Raw genomic sequence first — 20,912 nt, 5'->3', positions numbered from 1 at the left:
GCGCTCCACGTCATCCATGACGTGGAGAAGGAGAGGTTAACGTCGGCGGCGCCACCACCAAAACAGCAGCAGTCCGATCGTCAGCACAGCGACTGCCAACCCTGCCCTGGCTATCGGTAAAAGCAGTGACGGCTCGCCGCCCTGACGCAGTGCTTTCACCCGCTCCGGAGTGATGCGCACGGCACTGTTGCCAATATCCTGCATGACATAATTCGTGACGTCGGCAATTTGCGTATTATCCAGCGTGTGGGCAAAACCAATCATGCCCTGACCGTTTGCGGGCCAGACACCTTCAAGCACGGCCATAGCTACGTTATCGGCCGTAGGCTTTTCCAGGATCGGATGTTTACTCAGGGCAGGTAAACCATTCAGGCCCTGTCCCTCAAGGTTATGGCAGGCGGCACAGTTGTTGCGGTATACGCGCTCGCCATCCGTTAAGTCGGACAGCATGTCTGGCGTATCATCTCCGGTCACCGGTGTGAGTCCGCTAGCCGGTTCCTGAACATCTGAATCCGCGTCAGCCTCGCCTTCCTCCTGGTCGGCGGCAGGCATCAGGTAGGTTGCTATGGCCGCCCGATCTTCCGGCGTCATACGCGAAAAACTCTTGTCTATCGCTTCAAGCATCGGCCCCGCCGCCGTCGCACCGTTATCGGCGTGACCACTGGCCAGATAAGCTGCCAGGGATTCACGTGACCACTGATCGTCACTCTGTAAGGTATCGGCGGTGATGTCAGGCGCAAACCACGTCCCTAAAGAGGCGCCCTGTAACGATTTGCTCTGCTGCTCAGCCATCAAAAAATTGCGCGGCGTGTGGCAGGTGCTGCAGTGCGTTAGCCCTTCGACCAGGTAAGCCCCCCGGTTCCATTCCGCGGACTGGCTGGGATCGGGCTTGAAGGGTTTCGTGTCCAGGAAGAGGAAATTCCACGCCGCCATACTAAAGCGAAGATTAAACGGAAACGGCAAATCGGTTTTTTCTGGCTGGCTATCGACCGCTTTCACACCATGCATAAAGTATGCATAAAGCGCAGACACATCGCTGTCGGTCACTTTGGCATAGGCAGTGTAAGGCATCGCCGGGTAGAGATGGCTGCCATCGGCGCGGATCCCCTTACGCAGCGCATCAGCAAATTGCTTTTCAGTGTAGTGACCAATACCGGCCGTTTTCGATGGCGTAATATTGGTGCTAAAAATAATCCCTAACGGACTCCCTATGGCATGGCCACCGCTAAACGGCGCCTTGCCTTCCTCTGTGTGGCAGGCCGCACAATCCCCAGCCACAGCAAGATATTCGCCTCGTTTTATGAGGTCAGTCTGGCTTTCCGCCCACGCGCTACTCTGAGTTGCAGCCAGCATGAGCAGCGTGGCGGGCAGCAATCGGCTCAATCGCTTACCCATGCTGTGTCTCCTGCAGAATCTTATCAGCGGTACGTAGCGCAAGCGCCATGGCGGTGAGCGTCACGTTACAGGTGCCGACCGTCGGCATCACCCCAGTGCCGACCATAAACAGATTGTCGTGATCGTGTGCCCGTCCCCAGGGATCAGTTACGCTGGTTGCCGGATCGCGCCCCATCGACAGCGTACCGATAATGTGTTGCCGGTTAGAGAATTTGCCACTTTTGCTGTGCCGGATATTGGTCGCCCCCAGTTTTGCTGCGATTGCATCGTAGCACTCACGCGTTTTTTCCGTGCCCTTCTGCACATAGTCATCCACATCCCAGAACAGCGCAGGCGTGGGTAATCCTAATGCATCTTTATTGCTGCTCAGGGTCACGCGGTTATCGGGATTGGGCAGCTGTTCCAGCGCATTTTTAATGCTCAGACGGCGGGCCGCACGAAAACGAACCTGCTCCTGGAGTTTTTTGCCAAAGTACCCCTCTTCCAGCACTTCCTTCGTCACCGCCGCCACCTGTGATGCATTGGAGATATCCAGACGGAATGGCGCATGTTCGCGACGGAATTCGCCGTCTCTGAACTGCCCTATTGAACAGGGACTGACAGGCCCCCGTCCGGGCCAAATCTCTTCATCCACGTCGAAGGTGACACCAATGGCCGGATGGTCGCAGAGATTACGACCCACATTGTCACGGGCATTGCCGATCCCTTGCGGAAATTTATCGCTGGTCGACATCAGTAAAAGCTTTGGCGTTTCAATCGCATTGGCCGCCAGAACAAATGTCTGTGCCGTAATGCGATGGTTGGTTTTGTTCCAGTCATAATAGTGGGCGGCAACAATCCTGCCCTGCGCGTCATGCTCAAGCTTATACACGACCGCCTCGGTGATCACCTGAACGCCTGTGTTCTCAGCCTGCTGAGCGGCCAGACCGCCGTGGTACTGAGCATCAATCGGACACACCGGCATACAGTTGTTGTTACCGCAGCAGGCCGGGCGACCATCGTAACTGCGACTGTTGCGTCCCGTGCTGTCGTCCAGCACGGTGAAATCGGGTGCCAGTCTGGCCGTGACGCGTTGCTGAAGCCACGAAGCCGGCACGCGCGCCATCGGAAACGGTTTACTGCGTGGCGAGCCGTTATCAGGCGAACCGCCGACGCCGGCAATCACCTCCGCCTCATAGTAATAGGGCTCCAAATCCTGATAGCTGATAGGCCAGTCTTTGCCCACGCCATAAAGGGTGTGTTGTTGAAAATCATTTGGCACAAAGCGCCACAGCTGAGCAGCCCAGTGCCAGCTGGTGCCGCCAAAAATACGGATATACTGCGCATTAAACGCCTGCGGACCGAGCTGTTGCAGATAATCATTAGGCTCAGGCGTATAACGTGGCTGAGGGGCCATGGGAGAAAAGGGATAAGGTGACATAAAGTCAGACTTAAAGGCGGAACTGCGAAAGCGCTCGACCAGTTCATCGCGCCCAATTTTCGGCCCCGACTCAAGTAATACAACGGATTTACCCGCTTTGGCCAGTCGGGTAGCCAGCAAAGCGCCATTTACGCCCGCGCCTATCACAACGACATCCGCCGACTCATTCTTCTTCATTGATGACATTACTCATAAAAAGTTTCAGGGTTGACTCGCCCAGCTACCGCAGACGCCATAGGAGAAGCTCGGCGGTACCAGTTTGTCATTCACAATTTGATTCGCGAGCGTGTTGATGTAGGTGATGTAGCGTGCATTTTTGCCTTTGCCCACGACACCGGTGTACCAGCCGCTCAGGATAGTGCTCGCCAGTTTCGCACTACCTGCGTCACTCTCAGCAAACGGCAGGCGTTCCTGTTGCAACAGATCGGGCTGATGGGTCAGCAGATTGCTCAAACGCAAGAGCGCAGTGGAGAAATTCTTTTGGGTCTGGCTTAACGTGTCATACAGCGCAGCACCCACGGTTTCGTTAAGTTCATCCTGCTGGGTAAGTTGCTGAGAAACCTGCATAAAGATATCCAGTTCATCTGTCTGGGCATCGGGTTGGGCGGCGTTGAGGCGAGCAAGAGGGAGCAGATGTCCGGCAGCGCTGGTTACAGCAACCAGACCGACCATCTTCAGCACGCGTCGGCGTGAATAGTGATTCATCATATCTTCCAGTAAAAGCCACCTGTCGCTGGCAGCAAATCATCCTGCGTAATACGGATTATTATGCTGGCAGCGCGCATGATATTTGGGCCAGGATTCACAGCAATTCTCTGCCGCGTTGGCACCTGAAGCCGCGGGTTAAGCGCCAATTCACAACATAATGGTTGGTGAGTCTGCCATCTGCCGCTTTCAGTCTGCGGGATCATGAACGTCTCTTTCTCAATGATCCACTGGTAATTAACTAAATTTTAACAATCCGCTGAGGATAAACCAGATAGTTGCTTGGGTTATAAATATATTAAATCGATATTAAACAAATTTGATACAAAACGGAACTGAGAGCACGCTGCCCTATGTGGCATTTTCAGGGTAAGGAGGGCGATCATTGTCTTTGAAGTGGAGTGAAGTAAACTGCCATTCTGCCCTGCTGCAGCGGCACAGGTTCTCAAGCAAACGGAGTTGATCATGCCCCCATTACGTATACTGTTATCAGAATCGAACGATCCCTGGTTTAACCTGGCGGTAGAAGAGTGTATTTTTCGCCAGATGCCAGCTAACCAGCGCGTACTGTTTTTGTGGCGTAATGCGGAAACGGTGGTCATTGGTCGGGCGCAGAACCCGTGGAAAGAGTGCAATACACGTCGTATGGCAGAAGACGGTATTAAGCTGGCGCGACGCAGCAGTGGCGGCGGCGCGGTGTTTCACGATCTGGGCAACTGCTGCTTTACCTTTATGGCGGGCAAGCCAGGTTACGATAAAAGTGTTTCAACCGCTATCATCCTGCAGGCACTGGCAACACTGGGCGTCAATGCGCAGGCTTCAGGACGAAACGATCTGGTGATCGACACCGGTGACGGCGTGCGCAAAATATCCGGCTCGGCTTATCGCGAAACGCCTGACCGTGGCTTTCATCACGGCACAGTTCTCATCAATGCCGATCTGTCGCGGCTGGCTGATTATCTCAATCCCGACGTGAAAAAGTTACAGGCGAAAGGCATCGCCTCCGTGCGAGCACGCGTGACAAACCTGCAAACGCGGGTGCCCAATATCAGTTACGAACGCCTCTGCCATGCCATTATGGAAGCCTGTTTTGAACACTTTGCAACTCGCTGTGAACCCGACGTCATTTCTCCTGATAACCTGCCGGATCTGCCGGGCTTTGAACAACAGTTTGCCCGTCAAAGCAGTTGGGCGTGGAATTATGGCCAGGCGCCAGACTTTTCGCATCTCCTGGATCATCGCTTTATATGGGGCGGCGTGGAGATACATTTTGATGTTGAACGAGGCGCCATTAGCCGCTGTCAGATATTTAGCGACAGCCTGAATCCTGCGCCACTGGAGGTGCTGGCCTCCCGCTTACAGGGTGCTGCCTATCAGCCTGAGGTCATGGCTCAGCATGTGGAAACGTTAAAAACGGACTATCCGCTGCAGCAGCACGAACTGGATGAGCTTGCACAATGGCTGGTGACAAGTCTCCGCTGACAGTCCGGTGAGAGAGGTAGCGTTTGCCCGGCTCAGCAGCAGAAATGGGCCGCGTCAGACCATTGCCTGCGGCTGCCCACGTTCAACTTAGCTTCCCGTATTGACGCGTTTGCCGATATCTTTCAGTTGCGAATATTTTTCAAGCAATCGCGGTCCGTCATCCAGGCTCATGGCAAACATCCACAGATAGGTCATGACCGAATAGATGTGCCCTGCGTCACCCATCCCTTTACGGGTCATGGACAGGATGGTAAAGGCAAACAGCAGTGCCGCTGCTGTACCTATGGTTATAAAACCTAACGCCTCGCGATCGGATAGCCCTATGCGTAATCGCGCCAGCACGCCGTAGTGTTTCGCCAGAGCGGGAGTCTCGGCCACGGTGACCAGGCTAACCTCTTTTTCAAGCCGGTTATTCAGACGGCCAAACAGCGCTTCGTTCTTGCGTGAGAAGCCCGGCAGAAAGCAGGCAAGTATCAGCAAAATGATCAGACAGCCCACGCCCGTCCAGAACTCGATGACCAGAAGCATAATGGCTGCGCCGCTAATCGATGCCAGAGAGGTGATCAGCGTTGGCAGATGCAGCTCAAAAAAATCGACAAACTCACGTGACAAGGTCACGCGAGCGGCGATAGTGGACGCATTTTGCTTCTCGTGACGTTGTGCCATGATAACCGGCACGGCCAGTTCGGCATAAATACGGGCGAAGGTGCGGGTATCAACGCTGCGTCTTGCGGCACCTATTGCCCACATCGCAAAAACCATGACTGCATAGAGCACAGCATGCAACGCCTGCCCGGTGACAATGGCGTTAATGGCAAACCCGGCTAACAGCGGATAAAGCAGGTAGGTAACGTTTTCCGCCACCACTAACAGCAGGGTAAGCAAGAGCTTTTTACTGTGACGGCGTCCCAGCATCTTGAGGGTGGCAATGGCATTTTGCGGCGCCGTCTCCGGCGTTATTGTTTTGTGAGAACACATGATTTTCTTTTGGTAAATGGTTAAAATTGAGCGGTCGCTCAATAGCCAGCGCATCGTATTTGAGCGATTGCTCAAAGTCAATCCAGGAGTCATAATGAAAGCATCAACGGCAACATCTGGAGAAACCCGGAAAGAGACGATTATTTCGGGCGCTATCGCGCTGTTTATCGAGAAGGGAATTGAAAAAACCACGACACGTGACTTAACGGAATCGCTGGGTATTTCACGCAGCCATATTTATCACTACTTTCCTGATTGGCACACGCTCACCCTGACGGCGCTGGAGCACTTTATGCAGCGCGAGTTGGATGAGTTCACCCTTGAGCTGGCCGCGCTGGATCCTGTGCAGCAACTACACTGTATGATTGAAGGCCACATTCCTGACACATCAGATTCAGTCTGGCGGCTTTATGCTTCCTTCTGGCAAATGGCCAGCCATAATGCCGATTATGCGGAACTGGCCGACAAAATTATCGCCGGTTGGGATGCGTTGCTCTGCAAGATCATTCGCGCGGGCGTTGAACAAGGGTGCTTGCATACGGATGATGTGGCACGCAGCGCACGCCAGCTTAACGCCTTACTCAACGGCTACGCCGATCTGCTGAGTATAAAGTCTTCACCCGCGCGAATTGAGCAGGCGTTGGCCGACATTCACCACTTTGTGCAATTTATGCGTTAACGGAGCGGGAAGTCAGTAAAGCGCCGTTTTCTTCTTTATTTCCATTAATTAAATGTTAAATAGAAGTTATAAGAATGATGTGTAGTACGCTTTGAATGTGTCATTCAAATGGCGCGCGTTTTACATTTTGTAGCTTGATTAATCTCAAATTTTATCGCTTATTCGCGCAGAAACGCTTGCTAACACACTTTATTTTTCTCGCCCAGACTGATGCCGAAATGCGATAAGCAGGTGTTTTTTGGCGCTTTATTGTTTACAGGTTTTGATAAAAGTGGCTGCCCTGGCCGTTAGTTTGGGTCTAAGTCGCTGGTTTATAAAGTAAATACATTAACAAATCCTCATAAAATTAATCATTGAGTCCTGTGATAAAAACCAATATATTGGCCGCGTTTTTAACACCAGCTCTAATTTTTATTCACTTATCCAACTGCAGCGTGATGCCACGCCCGGTTGTAGGAGAGATATGATGACGGATAAAGTCCGTATTGATAGTTTGAATGCGAATACATTAAACGGTAACAATGAGTCTTATCTGGCCCGCCAGGCCGAGTTTGAATCAAATGTTCGAAGTTATCCGCGTAAATTACCATTAGCGATTGCGAAAGCTAATGGTGTCTGGATCACAGACGTCGAGAACAAACAGTATCTTGACTGTCTTGCCGGTGCCGGAACGCTTGCGTTAGGTCATAATCACCCTGACGTACTGCAAAGCATCCAAAATGTCATTACCAGCGGCTTGCCGTTACATACTCTCGATCTGACCACGCCATTGAAAGATGCGTTTTCAGAATACCTGCTCTCCCTGTTACCGGGTCAGGGCAAAGAGTACTGCCTGCAATTCACCGGTCCTTCAGGCGCAGATGCCGTTGAAGCCGCTATTAAGCTGGCGAAGAAACACACTGGCCGTTCAGGGGTGATCAGCTTCTCCGGGGGTTATCACGGTATGACGCACGGTGCGCTTTCTGTCACCGGTAATCTGTCACCGAAAGAAGCCGTAAACGGCATGATGCCTGAAGTGCAGTTTATGCCTTATCCGCACCTGTACCGTTGCCCGCTGGGCATTGGTGGTGACGCGGGCGTAAAAGCGCTGACCTACTACTTCGAAAACCTGATCAACGACGTTGAAAGTGGTGTGCGTAAACCTGCTGCCGTGATCCTTGAAGCGGTTCAGGGTGAAGGCGGCGTGAACCCAGCCCCCGCTGAATGGCTGCAGCGCATCCGTAAAGTCACCCAGGAACACGGTATTCTGCTGATTCTGGATGAAGTTCAGGCAGGTTTTGCCCGCACCGGTAAATTCTTTGCGTTCGAGCATGCCGGTATTGAGCCCGATATCATCGTCATGTCAAAAGCCGTCGGCGGCGGTTTGCCGCTTGCCGTGCTGGGGATCAAAAAGCAGTTTGATGCCTGGTCACCTGGCCACCACACCGGGACATTCCGTGGCAACCAACTGGCCATGGCAACCGGCCTGACTACCCTGAAACTGCTAAAAGAAAACAACGTCGCTGACAGCGTCGCCGAAAAAGGTGAGTGGCTGAAAGGCAAACTTGGTGAACTGCAGAAACGGTATCCTGCCATCGGTAACGTTCGTGGTCTGGGTCTGATGATCGGTATTGAAATGGTCAAGCCGAACGAAGCGCAGGACCATATGGGCTGCTACCCGGCCGATGGCGATTTATCGGCTCTGGTTCAGAAAAAATGCTTTGAAAACGGTCTAATCCTTGAGCGCGGGGGACGTCACGGTTGCGTATTGCGTCTGCTGCCTTCCCTGTTGATCAATCATGACGAAATGCAGGTTTTCCTGGATAAGTTCGAAAGCGCCCTGCTTGCCGCTGGCGTCGAAGCAGTTTGAGTGGAGTAAATTCGATGTCACGGTCAAATCCGATTCTGGCGTCCTCAGTGCAAAGCACTGAGGCTTACCAGCAGGCTATCGCACAAAGCAGTGCGGCAGTGGTTAAGTGGCTGGAACAGCCTGAAATGTATCAGGGTAAAACAGTTGCTGAACTGCGCGAACGTATCCAACTGGACTTTAATCCCGAGGGCCTGGGCAACCAGGCCGCCATTGAGCGCGCGATTGAGTATTTCCTGAAAGACAGTCTGTCGGTCCATCACCCACAGTGTGTGGCGCATTTGCACTGCCCGAGTCTGGTCATTAGTCAGGCTGCCGAGGTGCTGATTAACGCGACGAACCAGAGTATGGATTCCTGGGATCAGGCGCCTTCTGCCACCCTGATTGAAATGAAGCTGATTGAATGGCTGCGTTCACAGGTGGGTTACCAAGCAGGCGATGCCGGTGTGTTCACCAGCGGCGGCACCCAGAGCAATCTGATGGGGCTGATGCTGGCGCGTGATGCCTTCTTTGCCCGTCAGGGCCATTCTGTTCAGCAGGACGGACTGGTCGGCGATCTCAGAAAGATCAAAGTCTTTTGTTCAGAGAATGCCCACTTCTCCGTGCAGAAGAACATGGCACTGCTCGGCCTGGGCTACCAGTCCGTGACGTTAGTGAAATGCGATGAGTTTGCACGCATGGACGTGACCGATCTGGCTGACAAACTGGCACAGGCGAAAGCCAATAATGAACAGGTGCTGGCCATTGTCGCGACGGCAGGCACCACCGACGCCGGTGCAATCGATCCGCTGCGTGATATCGTCAAACTGGCCGCAGAGCAGAAAATCTGGGTGCACGTTGACGCGGCCTGGGGCGGTGCATTGCTGCTGTCAGAGAAGTATCGTCATTATCTGGACGGGCTGGACCTGGTGGATTCCGTTACGCTGGACTTCCACAAACAGTTTTTCCAGACCATCAGCTGCGGTGCTTTTCTGTTAAAAGAAGCCCGGCACTATGAGCTGATGCGCTATCAGGCGGCATATCTGAATTCTGAGTTTGACGAAGCACAGGGCGTGCCGAATCTGGTTTCGAAATCGTTGCAGACCACCCGTCGTTTTGATGCGCTGAAACTGTGGATGGGGCTGGAAGCCCTCGGTCAGAAGCAGTACGCCGCCATTATCGACCATGGCGTAACGCTGGCTCAGCAGGTGGCGCAGTTTGTTGAGCAGCACGATGCACTGGAACTGGTTATGAAACCTCAGCTGGCGAGCGTCCTGTTCCGTTATCGTCCACAACAGATGGCGGAATGGAGCGATGCCGACGTTGCGCTGTTCAATCAGCGTATTGGCGATGCTCTGCTGGAATCTGGTCGCGCCAACGTTGGCGTGACCGAGCATAACGGCGTTACCTGTCTGAAAATGACGTTGTTAAATCCAACCGTGACGCTGGACGATATTACCGTCCTGCTGGCACTGCTTGAGAAAACAGCCCAGACATTACGCTAAGTGCTTCATCATGCTGGTGACAGTGTCACCAGCATGATGCTTTTATTCCCCCCTGCTGCTGGCGCAGGAGCTCGCTGCACCCTCCCTCTGAATCCCTCCCTGCCCCTTTAATCAACAGGTTATCATCTGTTTAGACGTCACGGCGTTGCTGGACTTGCCGTTTGCAGGTCTCTGAAAGGCGAAGAAAAAGCGCAGCACCTATGGGATATCGCGCAGCACCGGCGTGATCATCTCACTGGCCGAAAACAGCAAGAACGGCTGACGCAGAAACGTTATCGTCCTTCTGTTGATAACCGGAGGATCACCATGACCTGTCAAATTTCAGGCCTGAAAGCCGATGCTTTCACTCATCTTTTCGGACAGGACGAGCGCTATTTAAAACAACATGGCGTAATGAGGCTGAAATTAGAAAACGCTCATGGCTATCCCGACAGAATTTCACTGCGTGATATCCCGGCGGGTGAAACCGCGCTGCTGATTAATCATCTCTATCAACCGGCCCGAACGCCATATTATGGTTCTCATGCGATCTACCTCTGGGAGCACTGTACCCAACAGGGCATTTACATTAATGCATTACCCCCGGTCATGACGCACCGGCTTCTTTCGTTACGGGGCTTTGATGCGCAAGATTTACTGATCCAGGCAGACGTCTGCGAAGGAAAAGCAGCAGACGAAATGATAACGCACTTTTTTAGCCACCCGACGGTGCGCTATATCCAGGTCCATAACGCCAGGTAGGGATGTTATTCCTGCCGGGTAGATCGTTGTGAGTAACAGCCCCGGCAGTGACCGGGACAAGGCGAAAGGTGCGTTTCGTCTGTTCTGTTCCCGAAGTCGGTGAGGCGCAGAGAGGGAAATGATACTGCGCGCTCATATGGCCCAGGAATGCGTGCAGCAGATTTTCAGAACGACAGCGAATATGTTCAGTCAGCGCTTGCACCCTGAGGCACCATACTGCAGGATCGGTTTTTTACTGCATCAATCGGAAAGACTATGACCGTTCACGCCTCTAAAGATCCCCTGCATGGCGTTACGCTTGAAATGCAGGTCAACAGCCTCGTCGCACAGTATGGCTGGCCTGAACTGAGTAAGCGCATCAATATTAACTGTTTTAAAAATGACCCCAGCGTGAAGTCGAGCCTGAAGTTTTTACGCCGGACGCCGTGGGCGCGGGCAGAAGTGGAAGCGCTCTATCTGGCTTCGCTGAGTGGATCTCAGCCGGATTCTGCGCCCCCTGCCAGTGATGATCCCTGGGCTAACTGGCGCGAAGATAAAACCTGAAAACGTATTAACGCCCTTCTAAATAAAAAAAACCCGCGTCACGGATGGCGCGGGCTTAGTTTCGTTCAGATGACCGTATTACAGCGCCATATCGTGCTTCGCCGAGGCTGGGGCTTTTTCGCTGTTAGCAGCGGGCGCTTCAGTTGGCTGATTGCCCATCTGAATAACCGGCGGCTTGGTCAGCTGCAGCGTTGCTGCCGTTTCATCCCAGACCTGCTGCGTGAGCGCAGGGTTGTCGTTCAGTTTCTGGCCGTAAGCAGGAACGATTTTACGGATTTTTTCCTGCCATTCTGCTGACTTGAATTGTTCAGGGAACAGTTTCTGCATCACATTAATTGCGATAGGTGCCGCCGTGGATGCGCCAGGCGATGCACCCAGCAATGCGGCAACAGTTTTCTGCTGATCGGTCACAATTTCCGTACCCAGTTTCAGCACGCCGCCTTTATCCGCATCCTTTTTGATAATCTGCACGCGCTGACCGGCCTGAATCAGTTTCCAGTCTTCTTTCTTCGCTTCAGGATAGTACTCTTTCAGCGAGGCAAAACGGTCATCATCGCTCAACATAACCTGACCGATCAGGTATTTGACCAGGTCAAAGTTATCCATGCCTACGTGGGTCATCGGCATAAAGTTGTGGGTGGTCGTTGTGCTCAGTAGATCAAACAACGAACCATTTTTCAGGAACTTGGTTGAGAACGTTGCGAAAGGTCCAAACAGCACGACACGCTTACCATCAAGATAACGGGTATCCAGATGCGGAACCGACATCGGTGGCGCACCCACGGAAGCCTGACCATACACTTTTGCCAGATGGCGATCGGCAATCGCGCTATTCTCTGTCACCAGGAAGGATCCCCCTACCGGGAAACCTGCATAGTTGTCGGCTTCCGGAATACCGGTTTTTTGCAGCAATTTAAGCGCACCGCCACCTGCACCGATAAAGACGTATTTCGCGTCTACGGTACGTTCGCCGCCATTTTTGGCGTCTTTAATGGTAACGTGCCATGAATTATCACTGTTACGTTTAAAATCGGTCACTTCCGAAGAGGTTTCCAGGCGGAAATTATCGTTCTTCTTCAGGCTGCCAATTAACTGACGGGTGATTTCACCATAGTTAACGTCGGTTCCAACTGGCGTCCAGGTAGCAGCCACTTTTTGTTGTGGATCGCGACCTTCCATAACCAGCGGCGCCCACTGCGCAATCTGCTTGTGATCGGTTGAGAACTTCATGCCCTGGAACAGCACAGTTTTCTGTAGTGCGGCATAGCGTTTCGTCAGATAATCAACGTTATCGCCCCAGACAAAGCTCATGTGGGGCGTTGAGTTAATGAACGAACGCGGATTATTTAACACGCCGTCTTTAACCTGAGAGCTCCAGAACTGACGAGAAATCATGAAGGCTTCGTTGATTTCCAGCGCTTTGGTCACGTCAATAGAACCGTCTGCACGCTCTGGCGTGTAGTTCAGTTCCATGTTGGCTGAGTGGCCGGTACCGGCGTTGTTCCAGCCGTTAGAGGATTCCAGCGCTACGCCATCAAGTTTCTCAACCATGATCTGTTTCCAGCCCGGTTGCAACTCTTCCAGCAGGGTGCCCAGAGAGGCGCTCATGATACCGCCGCCAATCAGCAGAACATCTGTTTTTTCTGGTGAATTTTCAGCGTGGGTCACTGAAGAAACGAGTAACGCTGCAAGCGACAGTGCAGGTACAAATTTAGTTGATTTAATCATTAGGGATCTACGATGTCGTGGAGAACTAGTTAAAAAAAGTTCCGAAACTTTAAAATATTGTTATTTCGTAGTTAATATGAAAATAGTTAAAAAATTAAAAGACAGGATTTTGCAGTTAATTTAGTTACAAAAGATTAACTTTGTTATCTATATATTTTAACCACACAATAAAGGGGCGTTTCGAAATATACAATGCCCTAACACAAATATTCTCTGTGCGATGAATAAACGGAAATGGCGGCGCCTGACCGGAAAGTGAGGTTATTTACTGCAGCAAACATGCATTGATATGCACGTCACAGAATGAGGCGGTTTACGGAAAAAGTATGGGCAGTACACGCAACCTGATGTCCCTGAAAGATACGCGGTCAGGGACACGGATTAGTGGCGAATCAGCGCCAGTTCGTCTTCACTCAGACCGGTCATCTTCATAACCGTCTCACGATCAAGACCACTTTGAAGCATAGTACGGGCGATTTTCAGCGTCGCCTCGCGCTCTCCCTCTGAGCGGCCTTCTTCGCGACCCAGTTGGATGCCTTTTTCCATGCCTTTTTCCATGCCTTTTTGTTCAAGCTGCTGCGCAATGGTCATCAGTGCGTCTCCGTGTTGCGGCACGCGATGTGCCAGTTCTCTTACCAATGCTTCGGCGTCGGCGGTTTCTCCCGCCTGCACGATATAGTGTATCAGCGATACGACCTGTGATGAAGAAAGATAGCCCGCCAGCAAGACCGGGACAAGTTTATCAACCAACTCCGCTAAATCGCGCTGGTGGATATGTTTCTGAAGCAGGGTTAAGGCGGCCATACTGCGGTGCTCTGCAATCTCCTCGTCAGGAATAATTGTGACATCCACCAGCGGAAAAGCCGTGCTATAGAGCCGGTTGGCCAGCGCAGGATCGGTAAATTCATCCAGCCAGCGCGTGGAATAAGGATAAGGACGACGTTTCCCGGTATAGAACAAGACAGGGATGACCAGCGGCAATTTTTTATGGCCGGCTTCAAGGTGGCGCTGCATCGCCGCCACGGCATAACGCAGCAGCCTGAATGCCATGTGCTTATCCGGTGAGGACTGATGTTCAATCAGGACGTGAACATAGCCGTCATCGCCTTGTGCAGTTTTCAGGCTGTACAACACGTCGCTGAAATATTGGCGAAGATCGTCTTCAACGAAAGATCCGGATTCGAGTTTTAACGTGCTAAGATCGCACACGGCCCGTAATTCTGCAGGCAGGTGCAATTCCATAAAATCACGCGCAATCTCTGGCTGCGTAAGAAACTGGCGGAAGGTGGCATCGTGAGGCGTGGGTGTACTGTTTTTTTTCTTCATCTGTCCTGACTCTGCAAACGCAACCTGGCGTCATGCTCACCAGCGCGAAAACGAATACGTCGATTCACACATACATTTTGTCCAGCACTCTCTGATTTACCTGCCATGCTGTCAGTGTGATCTACAGGCGTTGTCCGCCATCATGCCAGATATCCACGGTTAAAAGCACGCTAACCTGCTTAATTTGCTGGATTTCAGGCGTAAACTGTACTGGTGCGACGACTTCGCGTATGTTGCAACGCGTACCTCAACACATCTGATGCTGACTATGAATGACTCCCGGCCCCAACGATCGTTAAAGAAGCGCCCAATGAAGCTCAGCACCCTGTCGTCATTGATGATGGCGGCCGTGCTGATGACCGTAATATTAAGCGTCCATCTGCTTTATTACATCCAGATCGATAACTTCACCCGTTCGCATTTGAAAGATAAAGCGATGGCGGTGGCGCGCACGCTGGCCGACAGCCCGGAGATTCAGCAGGCCCTGACGCGGCCAGACGGAAGCACCATCATTCAGCCGATCGCTCAGGCAACGCGAAAACGTAACGATTTGCTGTTTGTCGTCGTCACCGACATGCGCGGTATTCGCTTCTCTCACCCAAACCCTGAAGTGGTTAATCAGCACTTTGTCGGCGACGATATTAAACCGGCGTTACGCGGCAAGGAGAATGTCGCGGTGAATCATGGCGTACTGGTTGAGGCACTCAGGGTATTTACGCCCGTTTTCAATCAGGCGCATCAGCAAATTGGCGTGGTGGCAATTGGGATCTCGGTGAATGACGTCGCGGCGCAAATTGCGAAAAGCCGCTGGAATATTCTCTGGACCGTGCTGTTTGGCGGGCTGGTTGGCATGCTCGGCATATTAATCTTAGTGAAACGCTTAAAGCGCATCTTACTGGGATTAGAGCCGTATGAGATTTCCAGCTTGTTTGAAGAGCGTCAGGCTATTCTCGATTCGATTAAAGAAGGCGTGATTGCGGTTGACGATCAATCCCGCGTCAGCCTGATTAATCAGGCTGCACAGCAGCTGTTAAAAGAAACTACCCGCAAAGCGTTTCTGAGCGGTGACCGCGTGCCGGAAAATGCACAGATGCTGACACATTTACGCGATGCATTGCACGAAGGCAAAGCCTCTTATGACGAAGAGCTGAACGTACGCGGCAAAATACTGATCAGTAACACCGTGCCGGTGCGCAGTCGTAACAGTATTATTGGGGCAGTGAGTACATTCAGGGATAAAACGGAAATCAGCCAGCTAATGCAGCGTCTCGACGGCATGGTAAACTATGTCGATGCACTGCGGGAGCGATCCCATGAATTCATGAACAAGCTGCATGTGATTCTTGGTCTGCTGCATATGAAAAACTATGCGCAGATGGAAGAGTACATCCTTAAAACGGCCAATAACTATCAAACGGAAATAGGTTCGCTGCTACAGAAGATTAAGTCGCCTGTTATTGCAGGCTTCCTGTTGAGCAAAATTAACCGCGTAACAGATGAAGGCCACCAGCTGATCCTGAGCGAGGCCAGCTATCTGCCCGACAACGGCAGTGAACAGCAAATCGCAGCACTTATCACGGTACTGGGCAATCTGATTGAAAACGCGCTGGAAGCGCTCGATCCGGAAATGGACGGGGAAATCCATGTCATGCTGCATTATCAAAACGGCTGGCTGTCGTGCGAGGTCAGTGACGATGGCCCCGGAATTCCTGCCGATCAGCTCGCCGCCATTTTCGAACGCGGCGTCTCTACCAAAGGTGAAGATCGTGGCGTTGGACTGTTTTTACTCAAGCAACAAACGGAAAGTCTGGGCGGTAACGTCAGCGTGGAATCAGAACCGGGCGTTTATACCCAGTTTCTGGTTCAGCTTCCGTGGGAAAGAGGGAATATTAGCGAATGATCAATGTGTTAGTCGTAGACGATGATGCCATGGTGGCCGAACTGAACCGATGCTACATCGGGCAGATTGACGGTTTTACCTGCTGTGGTACCGCGTCCACCTTACAGCAAGCCAAAGAGCGCCTGTTGCAGACAGATCCGCCCGTTGATCTTATTTTGCTGGATATCTATATGCAGCAGGAAAACGGACTGGACCTGTTGCCAGAGCTGCGCAGTGCGGGGCGTCCGGTTGACGTCATTATCATCTCATCCGCTGCCGATGCGGCGACCATTAAAACGTCGCTCAACTACGGCGTTGTGGATTATCTGATAAAACCCTTTCAGTTTTCCCGCTTTGAAGAGGCGCTGACCGGATGGCGTCAGAAAAAACGGCTGATGGATAATCATCAGTTTTACCAGCAGGCCGATGTGGATCAACTGCTGCATGGTAATCAGGCCAATGCCTGCGAGACAAAACGCCTGCCAAAAGGGCTGACGCCGCAGACATTACGTACGCTGTGTTTGTGGATTGATGCGCACCCGGTACCGAGTTTTCTACCGATGAGCTGGCCACTGAGGTGAATATTTCTCGCGTATCCTGCCGTAAATACCTGATTTGGCTGGCGCAGAGCAATATTTTGTTTACCAGTATTCACTATGGCGTCACAGGACGTCCGGTGTATCGCTATCGTCTGCAGCCGGAGTACCACACGCTTTTACGCCAGTACTGTCAGTGACGGAGCTGAAAGCGGTTATCCAGTAAGGTGAAGTGAAAGTGACGTTGTGACGAGCAAATGACCTGCTTGTCGCGCGTCACGAAGACAGCTTCAATATCAGGATGGTTTTTCAGATACGCAATGCCCTTCTCAACGCCCATGCCATAAATCAGCGTGGTATAAATATCTCCGTCGATCGACTGGTCGGAAATAATGGTCACGCTATACAGCTCATTATCCAGCGGATAGCCGGTATGTCTGTCAAGAATATGGTGATAACAGACGCCATCCTGTACGAAATAACGTTCGTAAATACCGGAGGTCACCACGGATTTGTTCACAACGTGAATGACTCCAATCAGGGCATCCTGGGCCGCAAAAGGGGTTTTCAGACCGATTGCCCATCCCTGCTGCGGCGCATCACGTGGTGCGCCTAACGTTTGCACGTTGCCGCCAAGGTTAATCAGCGCACTATCGACGCCCTGCTGCTGCAAAAAGGCCTGCACCCGATCGGCAATGTAGCCTTTGGCGATGGCGCCCAGATCAATTTCCATCCCCGTTTTGTTCAGAAACACCGAACGCGTGTCCACATCAAGCTGGACATTTTCAGGACAGGTTAAGGGCAACGTTGCCAGTATTGTCTCCCGCGCGGGAACGCAGTCACCCTTGAAGCCAATTTTCCAGCGTTTCACCAGCGGGCCAATCGTGAGATTAAAACTGCTGTCTGGTAACAGACTGACGTTAAGTGCGCGCTGAATTAAATCAAAGACGGGTTGACTGACGCTCACGGGATGCTGACCGGCAGCATGATTAATCGCCATCACTTCGGAGTGCGTCCGGTTAACCGTCAGCAGATTTTCGTACTGTTTGATTAATCTGAAAGCCTGTGCCGCAAGCTTTTCGTCGTGCTCGAATAGCTTGAGCAGAATGGGCGATCCCATCAGGACGGCGGAATAAGCACAGACTTGCGACTCAGTTTGCATAAGCGACACCGCTCTGGGAGGGAATAAAACCGGCACCTGCATGCGGGCAGATGCCGGCGGTGACGACTAGCGTTTGGCTAACGCCGCGGCGTTGGCACCTGCCAGAATACCAAAGATGATGATGTCCGCAACCGCGTTACCACCGATACGGTTCGCACCGTGGATCCCGCCGACCACTTCACCGCACGCCCACGCACCGTGGATTGGCTGTTTATGGCTGTCGAGCACGGCTGTGGTGGTATCAATGGTGACGCCACCCATTGTGTGGTGAACGCCGGGTGCAATGCGGATCGCATGGAAAGGGCCCTCGTTCAACGGATGACGCAGCGCGGTCTGACGGTCGAAGTCCGCGTCTTTCTGCTGTATCACAAAGCCGTTATAGCGATGCAGCGTTTCTTCCAGCGTCCGGTGTTCCATATTCAGTTTCACCGCCAGCTCGCCTACGGTTGGCGCGCTGATGACAAATCCTTTGGCAATATACTCATCGGCCGCTTTGTTATTCATACGAACCTGCTCATCGAAGACAATCCAGGCGCTTTTCTCCGGCAGTGCAATAATCTGCGCAGAAACTTTATCGCGAGTTTCCATCTCATTACAGAAGCGCTGTCCCGCCTGGCTGACCAGAATGGCCCCACCGCCACGAATAGACTCTGACACCAGATAGGATGTGGTTTGCTCAACCGTTGGGTGAATCTGAATCTCGCCCATATCCACGGTATCCGCACCAATTTTTTGCAGCATAGCAATGCCCGCGCCAGTGGCCCCTTTATGGTTGGTGGTGACAAAGCCATCCAGCTCAGGGCGGTATTTCACCACCATTTCCCGGTTGGCGCTGAAGCCGCCTGTTGCGACGATGACGCTTTTCGCATTGAGAATACGGCTGTCGTTGTATTCATCCACCACTTTGACACCGCTGACCGCGCCGTTGTCGAACAAAATTTCCTCTACGGCGGTTTCAAGCAGGACGTCAATATTACGGTTATTGATATTTTTCACTAACCCACTGATCAGGAAGCCGCCAACGGCCGAACGGTCGGCAGGACGGTGCGTACGATCAATGCTCATGCCGCCGGTGATGGTGATGTCATTCAGTTCGATACCGTGATCGGCCAGCCAGTCAATGGCTTCAGGTGCCAAATCAACGAACTCGCGCAGCAGGGTTGGGTTGTTTTTGTACTTACCGCCCTTGAGCGTTTCCTCATAAAACAGTTCTTTGCTGTCTTCGATACCTTTCAGTTTCTGAAAACGCGTCTCGGCGGCGTTCATCCCTACGGATGCTTTGATCGTGTTACCGCCGATAGTGGGCATTTTCTCAATGACAACCACTTTGGCACCTTCATCATGCGCCTGAATGGCCGCGGCCAGACCGGCACCGCCGCTTCCCACAACCACCACATCATACTGCTGCGGTGCATTGGGATTACCGCCCTCTTCAATCACATGGGCTTTATTTGACGTGGTCATTGCACGCGATACTGCTTTTTTCAGGGCCTCACTCTGCGTGGTCGCGCCGGTGATAGCATCAACGTGTGGGCTGTTAGCCACCAGAATACGATTACGCAGGCTTTCGAAGGTGGTAGTGAAGTCAACGTCCAGCGTGTCGTCCGGTACCAGCGAGATATCTGTAATACGGTCGGTGTCCAGCGTGACGTTGATCTTCAGCTTAAGCGCTTCGGCCTCAACTTTTTCCTGATAAACACCGGCTTTGTATTTGCGTCCCGACTCACTCATATCACGAATCATGGCGTCAACCAGCGAGAAACGCCACAGCGGTTCAGGGATCAACAACGCTTCACGCTGGTTACTGTCGATGTAAAGTTCGAGATGCTCATTATTGATAATGCGATCTGTCCAGTCGGGATAAGCGATGCAGGCTTTACCCACCGCCACCAGGTCATAGCCTTTTTCCAACGCTTTTTCGGCATCTTCTTTGTTTACCACACCGCCAACGCCAATGACCGGCACTTTCGCCAGCGTTGGGGACCGCATGTTGATAAACTTCTCAATCAGCGGGGTTGGATCGGTGGTATCAACGATAGAGGGGCGCATAAGCTGCCCAACAGAAAAGTGGACATAATCCAGCCCGCGTGCCGCCAGCTTTTCCAGTAGATACAGGGTGTCATCGAAACGGATGCCCGGGACTTCAAGTTCTTCAGGGGAAAAACGGTAACCGATGATGAACCCGTTATGCGCAAATCGCGCGGCCATTTTATGGGTAATTTCGAGGACTTCCAGCGGAAAGCGGGCACGGTTATCGCGACTGCCGCCCCATTTGTCATCGCGTTGGTTGGAATTGGGCGAGTAAAATTGTTGTATCAGATAGGTGTTTGCGCCATGAATTTCAACGCCATCAAATCCGGCTTTAATGGCGCGGTTAACGGCGTCACCAAATTTGGTGATCATGGTATCCACTTCTTCTGCCGTGAGCGCACGCGGCGTCGTGGCACCTTCACGAGGTGCGGCAATGGCGCTTGGTGCGACAGGGGTTTTTCCCCCTATCAGCTCAGGCTCAACCATGCGTCCACCGTGATAGATCTGCAAAATCGCTGTCGAACCTTCCTGCTTAATGGCGTCAGCAATTCGCTTCAGGCCCGGAATCTTGTTGTCGCTGTCGATGGCAATAGCCCCTGGAAACGCAGGACCTTTTGGATCGATAAAACAGCATTCGACAATGACCGTTCCGATGCTGCCAGCACGGGCACGATAATATTCAACCAGCTCACTGGTGACCGTTCCGTCATAAAAACCGGTACAGGTTGTCATGGGTGCCATGAGCAGGCGATTTTTTAAAACTGCGCCACGCGGCAACGTAATGGGATTGAGAATGGGGGTGAGTGTATTCATTGCGATTAACTCCAAAAATTCAAAACTCGGGAATTCTGTGCGGACGCTTTTTTATTAATAAATAAGTGGTCCGATGTCATAATGCTAATATACCAATTATTTTAGTTTCATAAGTTTTAATTTTAGTTTTTTAACTTTTAAATATTTCAGGCTTACTATTTGAT

15 protein-coding genes and 1 pseudogene are annotated in these 20,912 nt (G+C 52.1%); 8 read left to right on the top strand and 8 right to left on the bottom strand.

Translation table 11 applies throughout. From position 1 onward, the window contains the following. Positions 1-36 precede the first annotated feature (36 nt). Genes GKC68_RS22905 through GKC68_RS22895 form a run of 3 tightly spaced genes read right to left on the bottom strand, consistent with a single transcriptional unit; the run spans position 37 to position 3,520 of the window. Positions 37-1,395: a cytochrome c gene (locus tag GKC68_RS22905; RefSeq protein ID WP_047713626.1), complete on the bottom strand. Its 1,359-nt coding sequence runs from the start codon at positions 1,393-1,395 to the stop codon at positions 37-39. Further along, positions 1,388-2,992 carry a GMC family oxidoreductase gene (locus GKC68_RS22900; RefSeq protein WP_342656919.1) on the bottom strand — a complete coding sequence of 535 codons (1,605 nt, stop codon included), beginning with the start codon at positions 2,990-2,992 and terminating at the stop codon, positions 1,388-1,390. The genes GKC68_RS22905 and GKC68_RS22900 overlap by 8 nt, the downstream gene beginning before the upstream one ends. Before the next feature lie 24 nt (positions 2,993-3,016). Beyond that, on the bottom strand, positions 3,017-3,520 hold the full coding sequence (locus tag GKC68_RS22895; RefSeq protein ID WP_028722672.1) for a sugar dehydrogenase complex small subunit: 504 nt from the start codon (positions 3,518-3,520) through the stop codon (positions 3,017-3,019). 465 nt (positions 3,521-3,985) lie between these two features. On the opposite strand from GKC68_RS22895, the gene GKC68_RS22890 reads away from it, so the two are divergent. Continuing rightward, positions 3,986-5,002 (top strand): lipoate--protein ligase A, encoded by a 1,017-nt coding sequence (locus tag GKC68_RS22890; RefSeq protein WP_342656918.1) that lies wholly within the window; start codon positions 3,986-3,988, stop codon positions 5,000-5,002. An 87-nt stretch (positions 5,003-5,089) separates the two neighbouring features. On the opposite strand, the gene GKC68_RS22885 is transcribed toward GKC68_RS22890, so the two are convergent. Beyond that, positions 5,090-5,980, bottom strand: coding sequence for an ABC transporter six-transmembrane domain-containing protein (locus tag GKC68_RS22885; RefSeq protein ID WP_342656951.1), 891 nt, complete (start codon positions 5,978-5,980; stop codon positions 5,090-5,092). Positions 5,981-6,074: 94 nt separating this feature from the next. Between GKC68_RS22885 and GKC68_RS22880 the strand changes: the two genes are divergently transcribed. The 5 genes from GKC68_RS22880 to GKC68_RS22860 all read left to right on the top strand — a co-directional run bounded on the left by GKC68_RS22880 (position 6,075) and on the right by GKC68_RS22860 (position 11,273). Continuing rightward, a complete protein-coding gene (locus GKC68_RS22880; protein WP_047713629.1) occupies positions 6,075-6,659 on the top strand; it encodes a TetR/AcrR family transcriptional regulator in 585 nt (194 codons plus the stop codon). 466 nt (positions 6,660-7,125) lie between these two features. Beyond that, positions 7,126-8,508 carry a diaminobutyrate--2-oxoglutarate transaminase gene (locus tag GKC68_RS22875; RefSeq protein WP_028722668.1) on the top strand — a complete coding sequence of 461 codons (1,383 nt, stop codon included), beginning with the start codon at positions 7,126-7,128 and terminating at the stop codon, positions 8,506-8,508. Between the two features lie 14 nt (positions 8,509-8,522). Beyond that, positions 8,523-9,989, top strand: a complete 1,467-nt coding sequence (locus GKC68_RS22870) for an aspartate aminotransferase family protein (protein WP_047713747.1) — start codon at positions 8,523-8,525, stop codon at positions 9,987-9,989. 306 nt (positions 9,990-10,295) lie between these two features. Beyond that, the gene (locus GKC68_RS22865; RefSeq protein WP_342656917.1) at positions 10,296-10,730 is read left to right on the top strand and encodes a DUF1203 domain-containing protein; all 435 of its coding nucleotides are present in this window, start codon (positions 10,296-10,298) and stop codon (positions 10,728-10,730) included. Between the two features lie 255 nt (positions 10,731-10,985). After that, a complete protein-coding gene (locus GKC68_RS22860) occupies positions 10,986-11,273 on the top strand; it encodes a VF530 family protein (protein ID WP_047713750.1) in 288 nt (95 codons plus the stop codon). Between the two features lie 78 nt (positions 11,274-11,351). Here GKC68_RS22860 and mqo read toward each other — a convergent pair whose 3' ends face one another. Both mqo and GKC68_RS22850 read right to left on the bottom strand, forming a co-directional pair. Continuing rightward, positions 11,352-13,001: a malate dehydrogenase (quinone) gene (gene mqo, locus GKC68_RS22855; RefSeq protein ID WP_028722664.1), complete on the bottom strand. Its 1,650-nt coding sequence runs from the start codon at positions 12,999-13,001 to the stop codon at positions 11,352-11,354. A 381-nt stretch (positions 13,002-13,382) separates the two neighbouring features. Then, positions 13,383-14,327 (bottom strand): Rpn family recombination-promoting nuclease/putative transposase, encoded by a 945-nt coding sequence (locus GKC68_RS22850; RefSeq protein WP_013027946.1) that lies wholly within the window; start codon positions 14,325-14,327, stop codon positions 13,383-13,385. A gap of 259 nt (positions 14,328-14,586) precedes the next feature. Between GKC68_RS22850 and GKC68_RS22845 the strand changes: the two genes are divergently transcribed. Continuing rightward, positions 14,587-16,227 carry a sensor histidine kinase gene (locus GKC68_RS22845; RefSeq protein WP_252295158.1) on the top strand — a complete coding sequence of 547 codons (1,641 nt, stop codon included), beginning with the start codon at positions 14,587-14,589 and terminating at the stop codon, positions 16,225-16,227. After that, positions 16,224-16,942: pseudogene (dcuR, locus tag GKC68_RS22840) on the top strand (two-component system response regulator DcuR). The gene GKC68_RS22845 and the pseudogene dcuR overlap by 4 nt, the downstream one beginning before the upstream one ends. Here the strand turns inward: dcuR and GKC68_RS22835 are convergent. Then, on the bottom strand, positions 16,936-17,904 hold the full coding sequence (locus tag GKC68_RS22835) for an FAD:protein FMN transferase (RefSeq protein WP_047713753.1): 969 nt from the start codon (positions 17,902-17,904) through the stop codon (positions 16,936-16,938). The pseudogene dcuR and the gene GKC68_RS22835 sit on opposite strands and share 7 nt — an antisense overlap. Positions 17,905-17,970: 66 nt before the next feature. Then, a complete protein-coding gene (locus tag GKC68_RS22830; protein ID WP_028722660.1) occupies positions 17,971-20,748 on the bottom strand; it encodes a flavocytochrome c in 2,778 nt (925 codons plus the stop codon). Between the last annotated feature and the right edge of the window lie 164 nt (positions 20,749-20,912).

Source organism: Pantoea sp. RSPAM1, from assembly GCF_038816185.1.
Taxonomy (GTDB): Bacteria; Pseudomonadota; Gammaproteobacteria; order Enterobacterales; family Enterobacteriaceae; genus Pantoea; species Pantoea ananatis.
This window is presented reverse-complemented; position numbering and strand designations above follow the sequence as displayed.

Excerpts from the sequence above, each read along its gene's own strand:
- GKC68_RS22875 (WP_028722668.1), top strand. The coding sequence starts at position 7,126 with ATGACGGATAAAGTCCGTATTGATAGTTTGAATGCGAATACATTAAAC.
- GKC68_RS22880 (WP_047713629.1), top strand. The coding sequence starts at position 6,075 with ATGAAAGCATCAACGGCAACATCTGGAGAAACCCGGAAAGAGACGATT.
- GKC68_RS22845 (WP_252295158.1), top strand. The coding sequence starts at position 14,587 with ATGCTGACTATGAATGACTCCCGGCCCCAACGATCGTTAAAGAAGCGC.
- GKC68_RS22850 (WP_013027946.1), bottom strand. The coding sequence starts at position 14,327 with ATGAAGAAAAAAAACAGTACACCCACGCCTCACGATGCCACCTTCCGC.
- GKC68_RS22905 (WP_047713626.1), bottom strand. The coding sequence starts at position 1,395 with ATGGGTAAGCGATTGAGCCGATTGCTGCCCGCCACGCTGCTCATGCTG.
- GKC68_RS22830 (WP_028722660.1), bottom strand. The coding sequence starts at position 20,748 with ATGAATACACTCACCCCCATTCTCAATCCCATTACGTTGCCGCGTGGC.
- GKC68_RS22865 (WP_342656917.1), top strand. The coding sequence starts at position 10,296 with ATGACCTGTCAAATTTCAGGCCTGAAAGCCGATGCTTTCACTCATCTT.
- GKC68_RS22900 (WP_342656919.1), bottom strand. The coding sequence starts at position 2,992 with ATGAAGAAGAATGAGTCGGCGGATGTCGTTGTGATAGGCGCGGGCGTA.
- GKC68_RS22885 (WP_342656951.1), bottom strand. The coding sequence starts at position 5,980 with ATGTGTTCTCACAAAACAATAACGCCGGAGACGGCGCCGCAAAATGCC.
- GKC68_RS22835 (WP_047713753.1), bottom strand. The coding sequence starts at position 17,904 with ATGCAAACTGAGTCGCAAGTCTGTGCTTATTCCGCCGTCCTGATGGGA.
- mqo (WP_028722664.1), bottom strand. The coding sequence starts at position 13,001 with ATGATTAAATCAACTAAATTTGTACCTGCACTGTCGCTTGCAGCGTTA.
- GKC68_RS22870 (WP_047713747.1), top strand. The coding sequence starts at position 8,523 with ATGTCACGGTCAAATCCGATTCTGGCGTCCTCAGTGCAAAGCACTGAG.
- GKC68_RS22890 (WP_342656918.1), top strand. The coding sequence starts at position 3,986 with ATGCCCCCATTACGTATACTGTTATCAGAATCGAACGATCCCTGGTTT.
- GKC68_RS22860 (WP_047713750.1), top strand. The coding sequence starts at position 10,986 with ATGACCGTTCACGCCTCTAAAGATCCCCTGCATGGCGTTACGCTTGAA.
- GKC68_RS22895 (WP_028722672.1), bottom strand. The coding sequence starts at position 3,520 with ATGAATCACTATTCACGCCGACGCGTGCTGAAGATGGTCGGTCTGGTT.